The 16670-nt window shown below is 48.1% G+C and carries 15 protein-coding genes; 11 read left to right on the top strand and 4 right to left on the bottom strand.

Features of this window, described 5'->3' with window-relative positions:
• Positions 1-13: 13 nt before the first annotated feature.
• Positions 14-1312 (top strand): 4-aminobutyrate--2-oxoglutarate transaminase, encoded by a 1299-nt coding sequence (gene gabT, locus AC3Y5R_RS18760; protein ID WP_489922580.1) that lies wholly within the window; start codon positions 14-16, stop codon positions 1310-1312.
• Positions 1313-1328: 16 nt separating this feature from the next.
• Here gabT and AC3Y5R_RS18765 read toward each other — a convergent pair whose 3' ends face one another.
• On the bottom strand, positions 1329-1634 hold the full coding sequence (locus AC3Y5R_RS18765) for a hypothetical protein (RefSeq protein ID WP_489922581.1): 306 nt from the start codon (positions 1632-1634) through the stop codon (positions 1329-1331).
• On the opposite strand from AC3Y5R_RS18765, the gene AC3Y5R_RS18770 reads away from it, so the two are divergent.
• The 5 genes from AC3Y5R_RS18770 to AC3Y5R_RS18790 all read left to right on the top strand — a co-directional run bounded on the left by AC3Y5R_RS18770 (position 1633) and on the right by AC3Y5R_RS18790 (position 7627).
• Entirely contained in the window at positions 1633-3000 is a 1368-nt protein-coding gene (locus tag AC3Y5R_RS18770; RefSeq protein WP_489922582.1) for an APC family permease, read from the top strand. The genes AC3Y5R_RS18765 and AC3Y5R_RS18770 overlap by 2 nt on opposite strands.
• 327 nt (positions 3001-3327) lie before the next feature.
• A complete protein-coding gene (locus AC3Y5R_RS18775; protein WP_489922583.1) occupies positions 3328-4299 on the top strand; it encodes a glycosyltransferase family 2 protein in 972 nt (323 codons plus the stop codon).
• 49 nt (positions 4300-4348) lie between these two features.
• Entirely contained in the window at positions 4349-4987 is a 639-nt protein-coding gene (locus AC3Y5R_RS18780) for a class I SAM-dependent methyltransferase (protein WP_233268331.1), read from the top strand.
• The gene (locus AC3Y5R_RS18785) at positions 4972-5871 is read left to right on the top strand and encodes a hypothetical protein (protein WP_489922584.1); all 900 of its coding nucleotides are present in this window, start codon (positions 4972-4974) and stop codon (positions 5869-5871) included. Before AC3Y5R_RS18780 ends, AC3Y5R_RS18785 begins: the two co-directional genes overlap by 16 nt.
• Positions 5861-7627, top strand: coding sequence for an ArnT family glycosyltransferase (locus tag AC3Y5R_RS18790; protein ID WP_489922585.1), 1767 nt, complete (start codon positions 5861-5863; stop codon positions 7625-7627). The genes AC3Y5R_RS18785 and AC3Y5R_RS18790 overlap by 11 nt, the downstream gene beginning before the upstream one ends.
• Before the next feature lie 130 nt (positions 7628-7757).
• Here AC3Y5R_RS18790 and sbcB read toward each other — a convergent pair whose 3' ends face one another.
• A complete protein-coding gene (gene sbcB, locus AC3Y5R_RS18795; protein ID WP_489922586.1) occupies positions 7758-9185 on the bottom strand; it encodes an exodeoxyribonuclease I in 1428 nt (475 codons plus the stop codon).
• A 280-nt stretch (positions 9186-9465) separates the two neighbouring features.
• On the opposite strand from sbcB, the gene AC3Y5R_RS18800 reads away from it, so the two are divergent.
• On the top strand, positions 9466-10503 hold the full coding sequence (locus tag AC3Y5R_RS18800) for an acyltransferase family protein (RefSeq protein WP_489922587.1): 1038 nt from the start codon (positions 9466-9468) through the stop codon (positions 10501-10503).
• 66 nt (positions 10504-10569) lie between these two features.
• Here the strand turns inward: AC3Y5R_RS18800 and AC3Y5R_RS18805 are convergent, their stop codons facing one another.
• Positions 10570-11718 (bottom strand): acyltransferase family protein, encoded by a 1149-nt coding sequence (locus AC3Y5R_RS18805; protein WP_489922588.1) that lies wholly within the window; start codon positions 11716-11718, stop codon positions 10570-10572.
• Positions 11719-11993: 275 nt separating this feature from the next.
• Between AC3Y5R_RS18805 and dacD the strand changes: the two genes are divergently transcribed.
• The 4 genes from dacD to AC3Y5R_RS18825 all read left to right on the top strand — a co-directional run bounded on the left by dacD (position 11994) and on the right by AC3Y5R_RS18825 (position 15466).
• Positions 11994-13163, top strand: coding sequence for a serine-type D-Ala-D-Ala carboxypeptidase DacD (gene dacD / locus AC3Y5R_RS18810; RefSeq protein ID WP_489922589.1), 1170 nt, complete (start codon positions 11994-11996; stop codon positions 13161-13163).
• Positions 13164-13303: 140 nt separating this feature from the next.
• Positions 13304-13771, top strand: coding sequence for a DNA gyrase inhibitor SbmC (gene sbmC / locus AC3Y5R_RS18815; protein ID WP_489922590.1), 468 nt, complete (start codon positions 13304-13306; stop codon positions 13769-13771).
• Positions 13772-13936: 165 nt separating this feature from the next.
• A complete protein-coding gene (locus tag AC3Y5R_RS18820) occupies positions 13937-14995 on the top strand; it encodes an FUSC family protein (protein ID WP_158783496.1) in 1059 nt (352 codons plus the stop codon).
• 150 nt (positions 14996-15145) lie between these two features.
• Positions 15146-15466 carry a DUF496 family protein gene (locus tag AC3Y5R_RS18825; RefSeq protein ID WP_158783495.1) on the top strand — a complete coding sequence of 107 codons (321 nt, stop codon included), beginning with the start codon at positions 15146-15148 and terminating at the stop codon, positions 15464-15466.
• A gap of 46 nt (positions 15467-15512) precedes the next feature.
• On the opposite strand, the gene AC3Y5R_RS18830 is transcribed toward AC3Y5R_RS18825, so the two are convergent.
• A complete protein-coding gene (locus tag AC3Y5R_RS18830) occupies positions 15513-16586 on the bottom strand; it encodes a LacI family DNA-binding transcriptional regulator (RefSeq protein WP_489922591.1) in 1074 nt (357 codons plus the stop codon).
• Between the last annotated feature and the right edge of the window lie 84 nt (positions 16587-16670).

The following is a 16670-nucleotide window of genomic DNA, read 5'->3' on the forward strand; positions in this document are numbered from 1 at the left end:
CCGGAGAAGACTCATGACGCAATCGAACCAGCAGTGGCAGGCAAGACGGGAAGCAGCGGTTACGCCCGGCGTGGGGAACTCCCTGCAAGTTTATGTTCAGAAGGCATTAAATGCTGAGCTTTGGGATGTGGAAGGGAAGCGCTACATCGATTTCGCCTCAGGGATTGCGGTGGTCAATACCGGGCATAATCATCCCAAAGTCATTCAGGCCGTGGCGGCCCAGCTCGAATGCTTTACGCATCCCTGCTTTCAGGTCACGCCTTATGGCAGCTACGTCGAACTGGCTGAGAAATTAAATGCGCTGGTGCCGATTAAGGAGGCCACTCAGACGCTGCTGATGTCCACAGGTGCGGAAGCCGTGGAGAACGCCATCAAGGTCGCGAGGATTGCGACCGGCCGGAGTGCGGTTATCGCCTTTCGCGGCGGCTTTCATGGCCGCACGCTGTTGGGGATGGCGCTAACCGGAAAAGTGCAGCCTTATAAAAAAGGCTACGGGCCGTTTCCCGGCGGGATTTTCCACGCGCCTTATCCTTCAGCTTACCTCGGCATCACTGAAACGCAGTCAATCGCTGCGCTACAGGGGATCTTTGCAGCTGATGTGGCACCCGATGACGTTGCTGCGATTATTATCGAGCCTGTGCAGGGCGAGGGCGGATTCTATGCGGCTCCGGCCAGCTTCCTGCAGAAGTTGCGTCAATTGTGTGAAGAGCACGGCATCGTGCTGATTGCTGATGAAATTCAGAGCGGCTTCTGCCGTACCGGCAAAACGTTTGCTATCGAGCACAGCGGTGTGGAGCCGGATATCGTCACGATGGCAAAAAGCCTGGCCGGGGGATTCCCGCTTTCTGCCGTTGTCGGCCGGAAATCACTGATGGAGCGCGCGCAGGCTGGTGGACTGGGCGGCACCTACGCCGGGTCGCCGATTAGCATTGCTGCCGCGCTGGCAGTCATTGGATTAATTGATGATGAACAGCTGAACCACAAAGCGCAGCAGCAGGGGGAATGGGTGGTGAATTATCTGCACCACCTGGCGGAAGAGTTCGACTGCATTGGCGAAATCCGTGGCCTGGGAGCAATGGTGGCGATGGAGCTGGTGGCAGGGCGGGATCGTAACAAACCCGCGAAAGAACTGACTCAGGCGCTGGTGCAGGAAGCCGGGCGTCAGGGGCTGGTTCTACTCTCCTGCGGTGTGCGCGCCAACGTTATCCGCTTTCTTATCCCTTTGACTGCAAGTAAAGAAATTGTCTCTGAAGGTCTTAACCTCTTGTCTTCTTCCCTTCGTGTAGTGCAGAATATGCCCCCAGCAAAATGATATCCATAACCGACGCTTATAATGCGCCGGTTATTTTTTTGGCTGAAAACATAATCACATCCAAGAGGCCGGTCCGGAACCGGATAGATACACGCTTTAAACACACTAACGTGTCTTTTTGAGGAAAAGAAAGATGGGGCAACACTTCATTACTCCGGCTGCAGCCGGCAAGCACCTGCGTGACGACTACGGCGCCGCGGCAGATTATACCTTTACTCCCGCCTGCCAGTTCGTTACCCCAATCAAAAAGAACGTTCGCAATTTGCGAAGTTTCCCTGTGGTTCAACCCAGAAAGGTTGACTCTATGGGGAGGCTGAATCATGTCGCTTAATCCTCAGACTCCTGCGGCCCAGCCGCGCGCTCAGCTGAAAAAATCGCTGACCCTGCTGCCTGTAGTTATGATGGGCCTGGCCTATATGCAGCCAATGACCCTGTTTGATACCTTTGGCATCGTCTCTGGCCTGACCGATGGTCACGTGGCCACGGCCTATGCTTTCGCGTTGATCGCGATCCTTTTTACTGCTCTGAGCTATGGCAAGCTGGTACGCCGCTTCCCGTCTGCCGGCTCGGCGTATACCTATGCTCAGAAGGCCATCAGTCCGCACGTCGGATTTATGGTTGGCTGGTCGTCGCTGCTGGACTATCTGTTCATGCCGATGATCAACATCCTGCTGGCAAAAATTTATTTTGAAGCGCTGGTGCCAGGCATCCCGTCGTGGATTTTTGTGGTGATGCTGGTGGGCTTTATGACCCTTTCAAACCTGAAAGGCATCAAAACCGTGGCCAACTTCAACAGCGTGATTGTAGTGCTGCAGGTAGTGGTGATGGTTGCCATCATGGCGATGGTCATTTATGGCGTCGCTCACGGCGAAGGTGCCGGCACGCTGGTCAGCAGCAAGCCGTTCTGGTCTGAAAATGCGCATGTGGTACCGATGATCACCGGCGCGACCATACTCTGTTTTTCGTTCCTTGGTTTTGACGGCATCAGCTCGCTGTCTGAAGAGACGAAAGATGCCGGTCGTGTGATCCCGAAAGCCATCTTCCTGACAGCCCTGATTGGGGGGGTGATCTTTGTTGTGGTGTCCTACTTCCTGCAACTGTACTTCCCGGACATCTCACGCTTTAAAGATCCGGATGCATCACAGCCGGAAATCATGCTTTACGTGGCGGGCAAAGCCTTCCAGTTTGGCATCCTGATATTCTCCTGCGTGACCGTTCTGGCATCTGGTATGGCTGCACATGCGGGCGTATCACGCCTGATGTATGTGATGGGCCGTGATGGTGTGTTCCCGGAGCGTTTCTTCGGCTACATTCATCCCAAATGGCGTACTCCGGCGCTGAACGTGTTACTGGTGGGCGTGATTGCGCTGTCTTCAATCACCTTCGATCTGGTTACCGCGACAGCGCTGATCAACTTCGGTGCGCTGGTGGCCTTCACCTTTGTGAACCTGTCGGTGATTTCACAGTTCTGGATCCGTGAAGGGCGCAACAAAACTCTGAAAGACAACTTCAACTTCCTGCTGCTGCCGCTGTGCGGCGCGCTGACGGTGGGAGCGTTGTGGATTAACCTGGAAGAGAGCTCGATGATCCTCGGCCTGGTGTGGGGCACGATTGGCCTGATCTATCTGGCATTCGTTACGCGCAGTTTCCGCAACCCGGTGCCGCAGTGTACTGAAGAGCCGATGTAAGCTTCAGGGTATACCTTATATTCTCAGGCTGGCCATTTTCCATGGCCAGCCTTTTTTACAGGTCTTCTGCGCATTTTCGATGAAAATCGGTAAAATTTATTTATAACAGTCTTAAACTTCCTGTCGTTTTCATCAGTTCCATCAGGTATCGGCTCACTCATTCAGGCTGGTTACCACTCAGAACAAAGCGTTACTCACTTCTCATGAAATAAAATGGCTTAATCTTTACAGGATATTTGTTAAGATTAACCTTAAGTGTTTGAGCTATCATCAGGATAGTGAATATTTTTCGTCTAATCGAAAATTGCCATGACAGAGAGTAGCTTAGTGAAATTGATAATTCAGATCCCCTGTTACAATGAAGCGGAAACGCTGGCGATTGCTCTTAAGGCGCTTCCTCGCCAGGTTGAAGGATTTAACTGTGTTGAATGGCTGATTATTGATGATGGTAGCCAGGATAAAACAGTTGAGGTTGCCAGGGAATGTGGCGTTGATCACATTGTTAAACATCCGGTAAACAAAGGTCTGGCCAAAGCATTTATGACAGGTATCAATGCCTGTCTGGACAAAGGAGCAGATGTCATTGTCAATACGGATGCTGATAATCAATATGAGGCGGATGATATTCCTCAGTTGACCGCTCCAATCATCAGCGGCAGTGCAGAGTTTGTTATTGGAGCTCGCCCTGTACAGACCATAGAGCATTTTTCCCCGGTTAAAAAGTTTCTTCAGAAGTTGGGTAGTTGGGTAGTACGTATTGCAAGTAAAACTGATATACCCGATGCGCCAAGTGGCTTCAGGGCTATGAGCAGAGCAACTGCACAAAAACTCATCGTTTTCAGTAATTATACCTATACGCTTGAAACTATTATTCAGGCTGGTCAAAAAGATATCGCTATTACTTCAGTTCCTGTACGAGTAAACGAGGATCTTCGCCCATCGCGCTTGGTTAAAAGTATTGCTTCATACATCAATCGTAGCATTATCACCATCATAAGAATTTTTGTCGTTTACCGACCTTTCAGATTCTTTGGCACAATTGGCGTCGTGCTTTTTAGTCTTGGTTTCATTATCGGACTTCGTTTTCTTTTTTCGTATCTCGATGGCGAAGGATCTGGCCATATTCAGTCTCTGATTCTCGCTTCAGTCCTTCTGGGAATGGGGTTCCAAACCTTATTAATTGCGTTTGTCGCTGACTTGCTTTCAGCTAACAGAAAGCTACTTGAAGATCTGAGATTTAAGATGGCTCAGTCGGAAAAAAATAATCCCACTAAGATTAAATCATCGGATGATAATTAATCATCGCTTTCAGGTTAACTAACAAAATGATTATGAGACTTAGATTAGTATGAATATGAAAATAGCTGGCGGTAAAACTGAGGATGGTATTGTAGTTGGCAATACCTATGACAAATATGGCGCACGTAATCCCATAGTAAAATGGATGATGAAAGGATTTGAGGATTCGTTGACACAACTGGTCTCATTAACTAATGCAAAAAACATCCATGAAATCGGTTGTGGGGAAGGTTATTGGGTGACCAAATGGAGCCAGTCAGGTGTGGCTGCAAGAGGGTGCGATTTTTCGCATCAGGTAATAGAAATAGCACAAGAAAATGCAAAATCCGCGGGTGTTTCAGAAGATATTTTTAAAGCCAAAAGTATTTATGACCTGGACTCAGAGCAAGATAGCGCAGAACTTATTGTTTGCTGCGAAGTGCTTGAACATCTGGAAGATCCCCTTGCCGGTCTTGAAGCACTTCAGAGAGTAACAACTGATTATATCTTATTAAGTGTTCCCAAAGAGCCTTTATGGAGGGTTCTCAACTTTGTACGTGGGAAATATTGGTCCGATTTGGGAAATACACCAGGGCATCTCCAACACTGGTCAAAACGTTCATTTATTGAACTGGTAAGCCGTTATTTCGATGTTGTACAGATTAATACTCCTTTGCCCTGGACTATGGTGTTATGCCGCCGAAAATAAGAGATGTTAAGCCGTATTTGCACTATGTTGGCTCTTTTTTAGCAATATGTGGTGTTGTTTTTGTCATTTTAAAATTGAATCAATATTGGCATAGTGTCAACCTGAGTGATCTTGATATAACTACATGGTTAATTATTTTGGCTCTAAGCTTTTTTTATGGTGCAGCGAATATCTTTTTGGTAATGGCCTGGCGCTCAATTTTGAAATTTTATCATATTTCCACAAAGTTAAATTGGACTATATATGCCTATGGTATTTCGCAATTAGGAAAGTATGTTCCTGGAAATATATTTCATATTGCGGGTCGACAGGCTATTGCCATGGCGGCAGATTTGCCAGGAAAACCTATATTAAAATCTAACATTGCTGAATTAGTAATGATATCTTGTACAGGATGTCTGGCTGGTTGGTTAGTTTTAAATCTTATTTTCCCTGCTTTCCCTTTACTGGCAGGTTTGCTTTTGTTGGCAATCAGCGTCATCGCTATTTTATTTTTGTTAATGCGTTTATTTAACTCAAATATAAGCCGTGCAATGATATTTCAAATGCTGTTTTTGATATCCTCTGCAGTGATTTTTACTGTCATTTTGAATCAGTTACACCAGGCCGGAACATTTAATTTTCCGGTGATGCTTTCTGTAGGTGGGGTTTATACAATAGCTTGGCTGGCTGGTTTAGTCATGCCTGGTGCGCCTGCAGGAATTGGGATCAGAGAACTTGTAGTCGTTTTCTTTTTAAGTCGCCAGATCCCAGATGCAGAATTGTTGCTGGCGGTTCTTCTGGGTAGAATTGTTACTGTTGTGGGTGATGTACTATTTTTTATTTTTTCCTATCTCATGGGTAAGAAGCTGAATAATATGAGTGAGTTGACTTATGATGAATAAAATAAAACACATCAGTTATGCCTCTCTTTTTTTTAACAATTGGCCTCTCAAGGTTGTTTTAATAATATTGTTTTTGCTTTGTTTTGGTTATAATTATTCAACTCGATTGGGATTGTTCCCCGATGAGGCTGCTCATTTAGGGTTTGTCATTAATGTAATGAATCATGGTTTTCCTGATTATCTGCATGGCATGATATACAATTCAGAAAAATTCAATTACCTTGAACATCCTGCATTGTATTATATTCTATCCGGAACCATAGGGAAGTTGTTATTTTTATTTCATGATTTTTCTCTTAAGACCTTAAGGTTCATAAACTTTTTCATTTCAAGCCTTTCATTCTATTTCATTTACAGATCGTTGCGTGAAATGAATGTAAATAAAACTGCTATCTTATTTTCATTCATGCCTGTGCTATGCATCCCAATGTTCATTATTTTGAGTGCTTCGATAAATAATGATCCGTTGATGATTCTTGGATGTGTAATTACATTCTATTCATTTGTTGTTTATTATAGTGACAGGAAGAAAGTATCAGATTTCATCAGGTGGTTTTTACTGGGGTGTGTAATAACTTCACTGACAAAAGCTACCGGTACTCTGGGTATTGTATGTGTATTGAGTTTGTTTATTGTATTCAGTTTTCGCGATGTAAAATCTATTCTGATAAAATTGAATAAAGCGGATTGGATTCTTGTTGTTTTTTCAGTGTCAATAGTTGTTTTATATTATGGGTTCATGCACCACCATTTTGGTAAGTTTTTTCCATCTGCACAGGAAAATCCAAGTTTTTGGTTCGCAAAAATGAATCCAGATGCTGAACGAATGGGCATTAAAGAACATCTGGTTGCTTTTTATCATTCAAATGCATGGACATTAGTCGATCCATATGGGCATCAAAGTTTTATTGATACTATCTACCGTGAAAAACTTTTAGTAATTTTAATTTCTTCTTTACCGGTATTTCTTTGCATAACTGTGTATCAGCAAATCAAAACTCGTGGAAAATATTTGCGACTCGTTGCTGTTTTCGGGTGTGCATACGTGTTGTATATGTGCCTTTATTTCGGCGAGATTCATCGAATGCACCTTGCAACCGGTTATCCGGGTGCTATGCAATCCAGATATTTCTATGGTTTCTTGCCCTTTTTTATCACTATTTATGCGTTAGCATTTGATAGTCTGAAGAACGCTGTGCTGAAATTTGTTGTGTATGGTTTTCTCGGTGTGGCATTAATATTTTCCTTCTACCCTTCTTATGCCCCGCTCCTGAAAGGCTTCTATGGCCAGGAAATGGTCAATGCTAATTATGGTGAGTTAGTCGCTGGCAGAGTATTCGAACAAACATTTACGGCTAAGAACAGTAGTCTCAACAAGGTTGAGATTAATCTCGGTACATACAACAGAATAAATAAAGGACAGCTTAAACTTTCAATTTATTCATCTGAAGATCACCTTTTGAGGGATGACAGTTTAGAGATGAGTAAAATACCGGACAACAATTGGGTTACTTTTGATTTTAATGGTTTACCTCTTTCCCCCCACAGTGAATATAAACTGAAATTGACGTCTGCAGACGGAAAACCAGGTAATGCCATTACATGGTGGGCTTTAGGACCATTTACTGAAAGCCCACTCTTTCGGGGAACGCAACAGGGAATATCCGATTTAGGGGGCAACCGATACCTTGAAGGGCTGGCAAGTGTAGATGGTAAGCGGGTCGATGGGACTTTTTCATTCAGAATTTTTAATTAGAAAACTCAACGGACTGTAAAATGTCAGAGCCTGCATAACTTTTTACGCAGGCTCTGGTTTCCTGACGCAGGATTTATCCCTTATAAGCTACTATTGATCAAACAAAAATTGAGAAGATAACGTTGTCGCCTCAACTGGCAAGATCTCTTGCATAGTCGAAAAGCGATCTTATTTGACCTGTTTTAATGTTGTTTCCTTCATACTGATTAAACAGCATTTCCAGTTCCTGCACGTAGTTCTGCACACGCTCTGGGTTTAACATTTCTCGCCGATGCTGCAGCCAGCGATTTTGCTCTGCTTCATCAAGCGTGCCAGGATAATTGCGCGCACGATAGCGAAACAGCAGTTTTTCGATACGACCATCATTAAACGTCAGATCCAGTGCCGGTAAATTTTCTGGCGACGTTTGCAAGATAATGTTCATTGCCGTTCGGTCGGCGTCGCTGAAGAAGCCATCATACAGCTGGGCATCAACGTCATCAGAAGGGGTGAACGGCTCGGCTTCTGCAAACAACGTGACCACCTTCTCACGGATTTCCGGATGCTGGCGCAGCAGTGCCAGGTTATCAAGGCACTGCTGGCGATCGATCCCCAGACGCTCAGCATCTTCCGGGCGCAGGGTATTTGCTGGTGCCACCACCGGACACTTGTTGATATGCACCAGCTTGACCGGAACAGGAGCGGCATCGCCCAGCTCGTCCCGACGAGTATAGAGTCGCTCACGGAGTTGGTCGGCATCCAACTCCAGCAGAGGAGACATATCGCCAGCAAGATCGCAGGTGATCAGGGCATTCTTGTTGACCGGGTGCCAGGCCAGCGGGGCAATCCAGCTGGTATTACCACGAAATGCGCCAAACATACCGGAAATATGCACAAGTGGCTTCATTTGCGGGATATCAATCAGCGTGGTGATCTTCTGTTTGTTACGGTGGCTGAACAGGAACTCATACAGCCGTGGCTGCTTCTCTTTTACCAGTTTTGCCATGGCAATGGTGGCATACACATCGGACATCGCATCGTGAGCATTCTCATGCGCTACGCCGTTGGCCTTGGTCAGATGTTCCAGGCGGAAACTGGGAAAACCGTCATCATTCTCAGGCCATTCAATGCCTTCTGGCCGGAGCGCATAGCATGCCCGCATCACGTCGAGCAGATCCCAGCGGCTGTTACCATGCTGCCAGCTCCAGCCATACGGGTCGTAAAAGTTGCGATAGAGCAGATTGCGAGTGACTTCATCATCAAACCGCACGTTGTTATAGCCAACAATGCAGGTGTCTGGCTCGCTGAACAGCTGGTGGATGCGTTTGGTGAACGCGGCTTCGCTCATGCCTTTCGCCAGCGCCACCTGAGGGGTAATCCCGGTGATCATCACCGCTTCAGGTTGAGGCAGATAGTCATCGGCAGGTTTGCAATAGAACACTTCCGGCTCGCCAATGATGTTGAAATCCATATCCGTGCGTATCCCGGCAAACTGTGCGGGACGATCCAGCGACGGACTTTTGCCAAAAGTTTCGTAGTCGTGGAAAAGGAAGGTTGATTTTTTACTGATTTTTTTCACTTTATCTCTGTCCACTTCTTGTGTTAACACTATGAATCTAAAGATATTGTCGAATCTGATCGTTTATCCTTAATCATGAACATTCACTCTAACACAAACCGTTTTATATACCCAATGGCCATGCTTTTTGAACAAAATATTATCCCGGTAAGAAGAGTCTTGTGGTAGACGGAACGGTGAGCCGCAAGTGCTAAAAAATTGAGTGACCGGTTTGAGGAAAGTTGAAAGTAGCGTAGACTCATCGAAAATTTTGAGTTGTCAGTGAGTCTAACAAGAATCTATGGGTTGGTTACGTTTTTTTCTGGCTGCATCTGTAGTCATTTCACACAATGGTATCCAGGCTCCGGGTATTTCGGGCCACCTTGCTGTAATGGCTTTTTTCGTGATTTCCGGTTTTTATATGGCTTTGGTCTTAAACGAAAAATATGGAAGTAATATTTCTGGTTTTTATCTGGCCAGATTTCTTCGTTTATGGCCGGGTTATATTATTGTTTTCCTCGTTGTTGTTATGTTTATAGAACCTATGGGGAGCCAGATTTATCAATCAACTGCAGTATCTATATATGTATGGTTTTCATCACTGACGATGTTTTTCTATGAGACATTATGGTGGTTTGGCTTTGATACCGCAGGGAATGTCGTTTTTATCAATACCCCTGAACTTTATAAAACGATCCCTCCGATTATAAATGCTACCCATATGCAACACATGTGGTCTGTAGGGGCTGAAATTTGTTTTTATATTGTGGCCCCCTTTTTTGCCAGGAAGTTAAGAGTGGTCGTGTTTCTTCTGGTGTTATCTTTAATTTATTATCTGTCAGTCAAACATTTTTTGTTCTTCCATCATCCCCTTGATCATCGAAGCGCATTGAATCATTTTTGGTTGTTCCTTATGGGCATGGTGTCTTACTTTGGTTGGACAAAGTACCGTAACTCTAGATGTGCAAAAAAATTAAATGCGCTTACAGCATCTGTTTTGGGGCTGGCGATAATTATTGCTGTCATTGAAGTTTCATTAAGGTATTTCAATAATCCTTATGTGTTGATTGTCTGCTATTTTATATTTTCACTGTGTATTATTCCTGTTTTTCATGCTACAAGAAATAGCAAAGCAGACAGGCTGATCGGTGAGATGAGTTATCCAATTTATCTGACGCACTGGCCTATAGTATTAATATTAATTTCAAATCACAGAGGGAGTTGGGTCTGGTCGTTTATTATTGTTGGCCTGTCATTAGTCGCTTCGATTTTCCTTTATGTTGCCGTAGATAAAAATGTTGAGAAATTTCGCAGAAAACTGGCGAAATCGCGGAAATAAAGTCTTTTCCCTCAGGCTGGGGAATGACATGGGGGCCTCTTCCATGAGGCTAAACGGATTACGGCTTTAACCCACTAAATCCCGTTCCAAAGGCCGGTTCGCCAGCACCTTCTTCCCAGCCAGAATTCCAGGCTTCTCCACAAACTTAAACAGCAGAGTCGCCAGAACATAGGTTATCGGGATACAAACAGCACAGACCGTGGCGAAGCGCACCATATCACTTTTGCCGCTCAGACTGGTATGCGTCAGCAGCAGGGCGATGGCTGGAATGACAATCAGCAGATGCAGCAGGTAAACGGAGAACGACACGTCACCCAGCCAGGTGCTGAGGCGGTTGTTCAGTAGCTTACGGGGCAGGGCAATCAGGCGGGCCATCAGGCCGCCTTCGGCATGCTGCCAGAGAATGGCGGCCATGCCGACAATCATCAGCACTTCCATTGCTACCTGCAGAGGAATCGCTTTCAGACCGATAATCACGCTGGCGACGGGGCCAAACAGGGCAAACATGACGTAAAGCAGCGATTTCCGGCGGACCGCTTCGGCAAGCAACATACCGGAAATAAAGATATTCAGCTTTATCAGGATCATCGATGGCATTTCAAACGCTTCATAATAATCCGCCAGCACGAAGCGTCCCACGCAGCACAGCACCATAATGCCGATCAGCGATGCTGCATAACCAAAGCGCATCGTTACCAGCATGATGAACGGGAACAGGAGATAGAACTGCATCTCCAAACCTATACTCCAGTCTGGCAGTACCGTGTTAAAACCGTAAGCGGGCAGCAAACCAAACAGGAAACTGAAGTGAGTCAGGATGTTTGCCAGTGACCGATCGGTATAACGAGAGCTTTCTGTCGCTGTGCCAGAGTAAAAATGAGCGAGAGTGTCACGCATTTCACCGAACCACGGGCCGTAAACCAGTGCGACGATCAGGAGCAGATAGTAGAGAGGGGCGATGCGGAAAAATCGGCGTATCCAGAATTTCCTGATGGTACTGGCATGCTGCCAGGGTTCTTTCTGCTGGCGCTCTTTATAGTTTTTCGCCATCAGGTAGCCAGAAAGGAGAATAAAGAGATCAACACCGATACCCGGTGACGAAATCAGCGTGATATGGCAATGAATCAGCAAGCTGATGTGGCCCACCAGTACCCAGAGTGATGCGATGCCTCGCAACCCCTCCAGTTCAGTAGACCAACCCCTTGATGAAGACATATTTTACCCCTGTTCAGTCAGTATTTTGAAGGAGGAGGGTAAAAGACTTGTGATAACAAACAATGTGTTATGTTCCTAAAGTAAAACTTATCAGATTTTCCTTAATGCATTGTTAATGCATGGTATCAAACAAACCAAAAGGTTAAGTTGAGGGGGCGTCTGTGCTAATCGGCTGAAAATTAATATTTTCTTGCAATTTATTAACACACTCTGGCCGGGAATCCCGTACAACAAGCTGGTTTTTTTATCACAAGATTATTATTGAGGGTTCCCCGTTGAAGAAGCGTCAGCTTGCAAGTATGAGTTTGGTTCTGGCTTTTGCCGTAGTGGCACACGCAGATGAAAATCCAATAGCATTTCCCCTCACTTCTCCTGCCATTGATGCTGCTTCCTGGGTATTGATGGATGCCACCACGGGCCAGATCCTGACAAAGGGCAATGCCGACGAGCGTCGAAATCCGGCCAGCCTGACTAAATTGATGACCGGTTATGTGGTTGACCGCGCCATCGACAGCAAGCGCATCACCCGTGATGATATGGTCACCGTGGGCAAAGACGCCTGGGCCGCGGGCAATCCGGTATTCAAAGGCTCTTCGCTGATGTTCCTGAAGCCAGGGGAAAAAGTTTCCGTGCGCGATTTAAGCCGTGGGGTAATCATTGATTCTGGTAATGATGCCTGTGTGGCTCTGGCGGATTATGTCGCTGGCAGCCAGTCAGCTTTCGTCGATCAGATGAATCAATATGTGCAGAAGTTGGGGCTGACCAATACCCATTTTGAAACGGTGCACGGTCTGGATGCACCGGGGCAGTACACCACCGCAGGTGACCTGGCAAAGCTGTCCCGCGCTATTATTTATGGTGAGCCGGATTTCTATCAGATGTACAGCGAGAAATCGCTGACGTGGAACGGCATCACCCAGCAGAATCGTAACGGTTTGTTATGGGATAAAACTCTGCACGTCGATGGCCTGAAGACCGGTCATACCGAAACGGCTGGCTTTAACATTATTGCCTCCAGCGTTGACGGCCAGCGTCGTCTGATTGCGGTAGTGATGGGCGGCAAAAGCTCTAAAGGCCGTGAAGAACAGGCGCGTAAGTTGCTGACCTGGGGTCAGAACAATTTCGATACCATCCAGCTGTTCCATGCCGGTAAAGAGATTGGGCATGAAAACGTCTGGTACGGTAACCCGCATCAGGTTTCAGTCGGCAGTGATTCCGATGTCTATCTGGCACTGCCGCGCGATCAGGTGCAAAAGATTAAAGCGAAATACGTTATCGATCGCAAAGATCTGCAGGCTCCGCTGAAGTTGCATGAGCAGGTAGGAACAATTCAGCTGGTCGATGGCGATAAGCAGCTGGCTTCTTATCCGCTGGTGACGCTGAATGAAGTGAAAGAAGCGGGTGTGATTACCCGTATTGAAGATTACATCAAGCAGAAGCTGTAATTTAAGTTACAGGCGATCCAGGGATGGATCGCCTGTACTTTTGCGGCCTGTCTCGCAATTCAAAACCCTCCAAAATAAATCTCTCGAATATCTCCGATTACCGCTGTATGTTTAACCAGTTATTTAAACGGAGGGCGAAAATGAAAGTTAATATTCAGCAGCGTTCGACCTGTCAGATAGCTGGCTATCACCTGATCGGTCCATGGGAAAACACAGCCCCTGAAGGGTTTAGTAAACTGGTCGCCTGGACCTCAAAGCATCAGCTGATAGGGCCGTGGATGGCCGTTTATCACGGGAATCCGCGTGAAGTGCCTCCTGAGCAACTGGAGATAGAGACGGTGATTGGCGTGCCCGCTGACTTTGAGCTGCCGGATGAGGCTGACGGCGTGGTGCTGAGCGAGATCCCTGGAGGCACCTATGCCATGACGCTGGTCCACGTCAGCGACGGCGATTTTGGCAAACCCTGGCTCGCCTTTTTTGATCAATGGCTGCCTTCAAGTGGCTACAGCGTAGCGGAAGGCCCGTGCTTCGATCACTATCTCAATGACGGCTCGGAAAGCGGCAAGTGGGAGATTGAGCTGTATATGCCGGTGACAAAGGTCGAGTAAGGCCACCGGTGACCGGGTTGTGTAATCTTGTTGTTTGTATATTGTTAATTATCGTTGTTACTTATCTTTTTCAGGAAAATTCCTGCAGAAAAAATAGTACAGAATCAATCTTCCGGGATTTTTATCGGGTATGATCGACGCGATTAAAATCCTCAGGAGAAAGTCTTGCGTCCCGACAAGCCGCTATCGGCCTTCGAATTCACCCTCTATCGCAATTACCGTACGGTCCATGGCATCCGGATTGCGCTGGCGTTTGTGCTGACCTTTTTACTGGTGCGCCTGATGGCGATACCGGAAGGGACCTGGCCGCTGATCACCCTGGTGGTGGTGATGGGGCCCATCTCCTCCTGGGGAAATGTGCTGCCCCGCGCAGTGCAGAGGATTGGTGGGACGATTGGTGGCTCGGTCTCGGGGCTAATTGCGCTGAAGCTGGAATTGATCTCCATGCCGGTGATGCTGGCCTGGTGCACGGTGGTGATGTTTCTGTGCGGTTTCCTCACGCTGGGTAAACACCCATATATGGCGCTGCTGATTGGCATTACGCTGGCGGTGATTTGCGGTGCACCTCCGGGAGATATGACCACCGCGCTCTGGCGGGGAGGGGATGTGATCCTCGGTTCGATTCTGGCGCTGCTGTTTACCAGTATCTATCCGCAAAAGGCCTATACTCACTGGCGGATAAAATTGTCGGATTCGCTGCTGGAAACGGCCAAAATTTATCATGCCGGTTTCTCTCCTAATCTGGTAGAGAAGCCGCGGCTGGGTCGTCCGATGCAGCAACTGCTGACCAGAGTGGTGAAGATGCGTTCGCTGATTGAACCTTCCAGCAAAGAGACGCGCACTCCGCGTTCCGTATTTGAAGGCATCCAGACGCTTAATCGCAATATGGTCTGCACGCTGGAGCTGTTGATGAATGCCTGGTGGGCCTCCCGCGAGAGCCACCTGATTATGCTCAATGCCCCGACGCTGCGGCGCACTCAGCAAATGACGGAAAACACCTTGCGTGCGCTCTCCACGGCGATAGTGGAAGGCAGCACCGAGAAGATCGCGGCCAACAGCGCAGAGCTGGCTGATATCAGCCGCGAGCTGCGCCAGCTGATCAAAGAATCGAACAGTGATGAGCTGGTGGAGACGCCGATCCATGGCTACGTCTGGCTGAATCTGGAACTGGCCGGGCAGCTGGAGAGGCTGTCCGATCTGATGCGGCTGGTGCTGCGTAAATAAGCGATTTGCAACAACTTACTGCGGGCAAAGATGCTTCGCGGTAAGATACTGACAGTCCGACTCTACATTGCCATCGGCCGCGGCATGCCGCTAAGCTGACAGCGACGATAATGACGCCTGTGCGAACAGGCCTAAATGAAAGGTGTCTCCATGGAAAATGCAAAGCAATCATTTCAGGACGTGCTGGAGTTCGTGCGGATGTTCCGCCGCAAGAACAAGCTGCAGCGCGAGATTCACGACAATGAGAAGAAGATTCGTGATAACCAGAAACGTGTCCTGCTGCTGGATAACCTGAGCGAATATATCAAGCCGGGCATGAGCATCGAAGCGATTCAGGAAATTATCGGCAGCATGCGCAGTGACTACGAGGATCGTGTTGATGACTACATCATCAAAAATGCCGATCTGTCGAAAGAGCGTCGTGACCTGTCGAAAAAACTGAAGGCGATGGGCGAACCAAAACCTCAGTAAACCAGACGGTTAAGCATAAAAAAGGGCGATCATCGATCGCCCTTTGTCATTTCTGTTGTCCTTCCAGCAGGTGCGCCAGTCGTCGCAACTCTCCGGCAAGGTCTTTTATCCCAACCCGGTCGCTGTCCGGTGGCGCGGTTGTGTCACGTACCACCAGCCGGGTCGCGAAGGGCGACAGCGGCTCAGAAGGGGCTTCTCCCTCCAGCCTGTTTACCAGCCAGTCGACGCTGCATTTTCCCAACTGCTGCATATCCTGCCTGACGGTAGTGAGAGGAGGCTGGTACCAGGCGCTTTCGGCCGTATCGTCATAACCCACCACCGATATATCACCGGGAATGCGCAGACCCGCCTGATTCAGGGCCCGTAGCGCGCCCAGCGCCATCTGGTCGTTGGCGACCAGTAAAGCACCGGGCAGAGGGCGACCGGCAAGAGAAATAATAGCCTGATAACCTGACTGCGCACTCCAGTCTCCGGTCAGTACGCTGTGTGGCTGAAGCTGATGCTCCTGCAAAACGCTCAGCCAGACCTGGTAGCGGGCTCTGGCCGCCACTGAATGCGCAGGCCCGTTGAGCAGGGCGATGTCGCGATGCCCCAGTGACAGCAGATGTTCTGCGCCCTGACGGGCACCGGTTTCCACGCTGAACTGGCAGCAGGCGACAGGCGCTTCCTCAGGCACATCAAGGAACAGGCAGGGGAGATTGCCCGCCAGAGCTGCAATCGCCGACGCCTGCTCACTGTCCAGCGGCAGATTGATCAGCAACGCATCCACCCGCTGAGCCATCAACTCATGCACTGCACCTTCCGCCCCGGCAGGCCCGGCCATGGCAATCACCAGCCGGTAATCCCGAACGCTTGCCTGATGCTGAATGGCTGAGGCGATCTGCGCCGGAGCGAGTAACGCCAGATCGCTGGTCGCCAGCCCGAGCGTGCGGGAGCGTTTGCCCGCCAGCTGTTGAGCCACGCGGTTAGGCACATAGTTCAGTTCAGCCATTACCGCTTCGACTTTTGTCCGGGTGCGCGCAGCCACGCTGGCCGGGTGGTTCAGCACCCTTGAAACGGTCTGATACGAAACGCCAGCGGCGGAGGCAACGTCTTCCAGAGTGACCGAACGGGCTTTCATTATTTTCTCCTGACGGGTAACCGGCGCAGTGTAACAAGAAAATCCCGAAAAAGACTTTGCATATTAGTCAGCCTTTTACCATCA

It is taken from the genome of Erwinia sp. 009765445, from assembly GCF_058137865.1.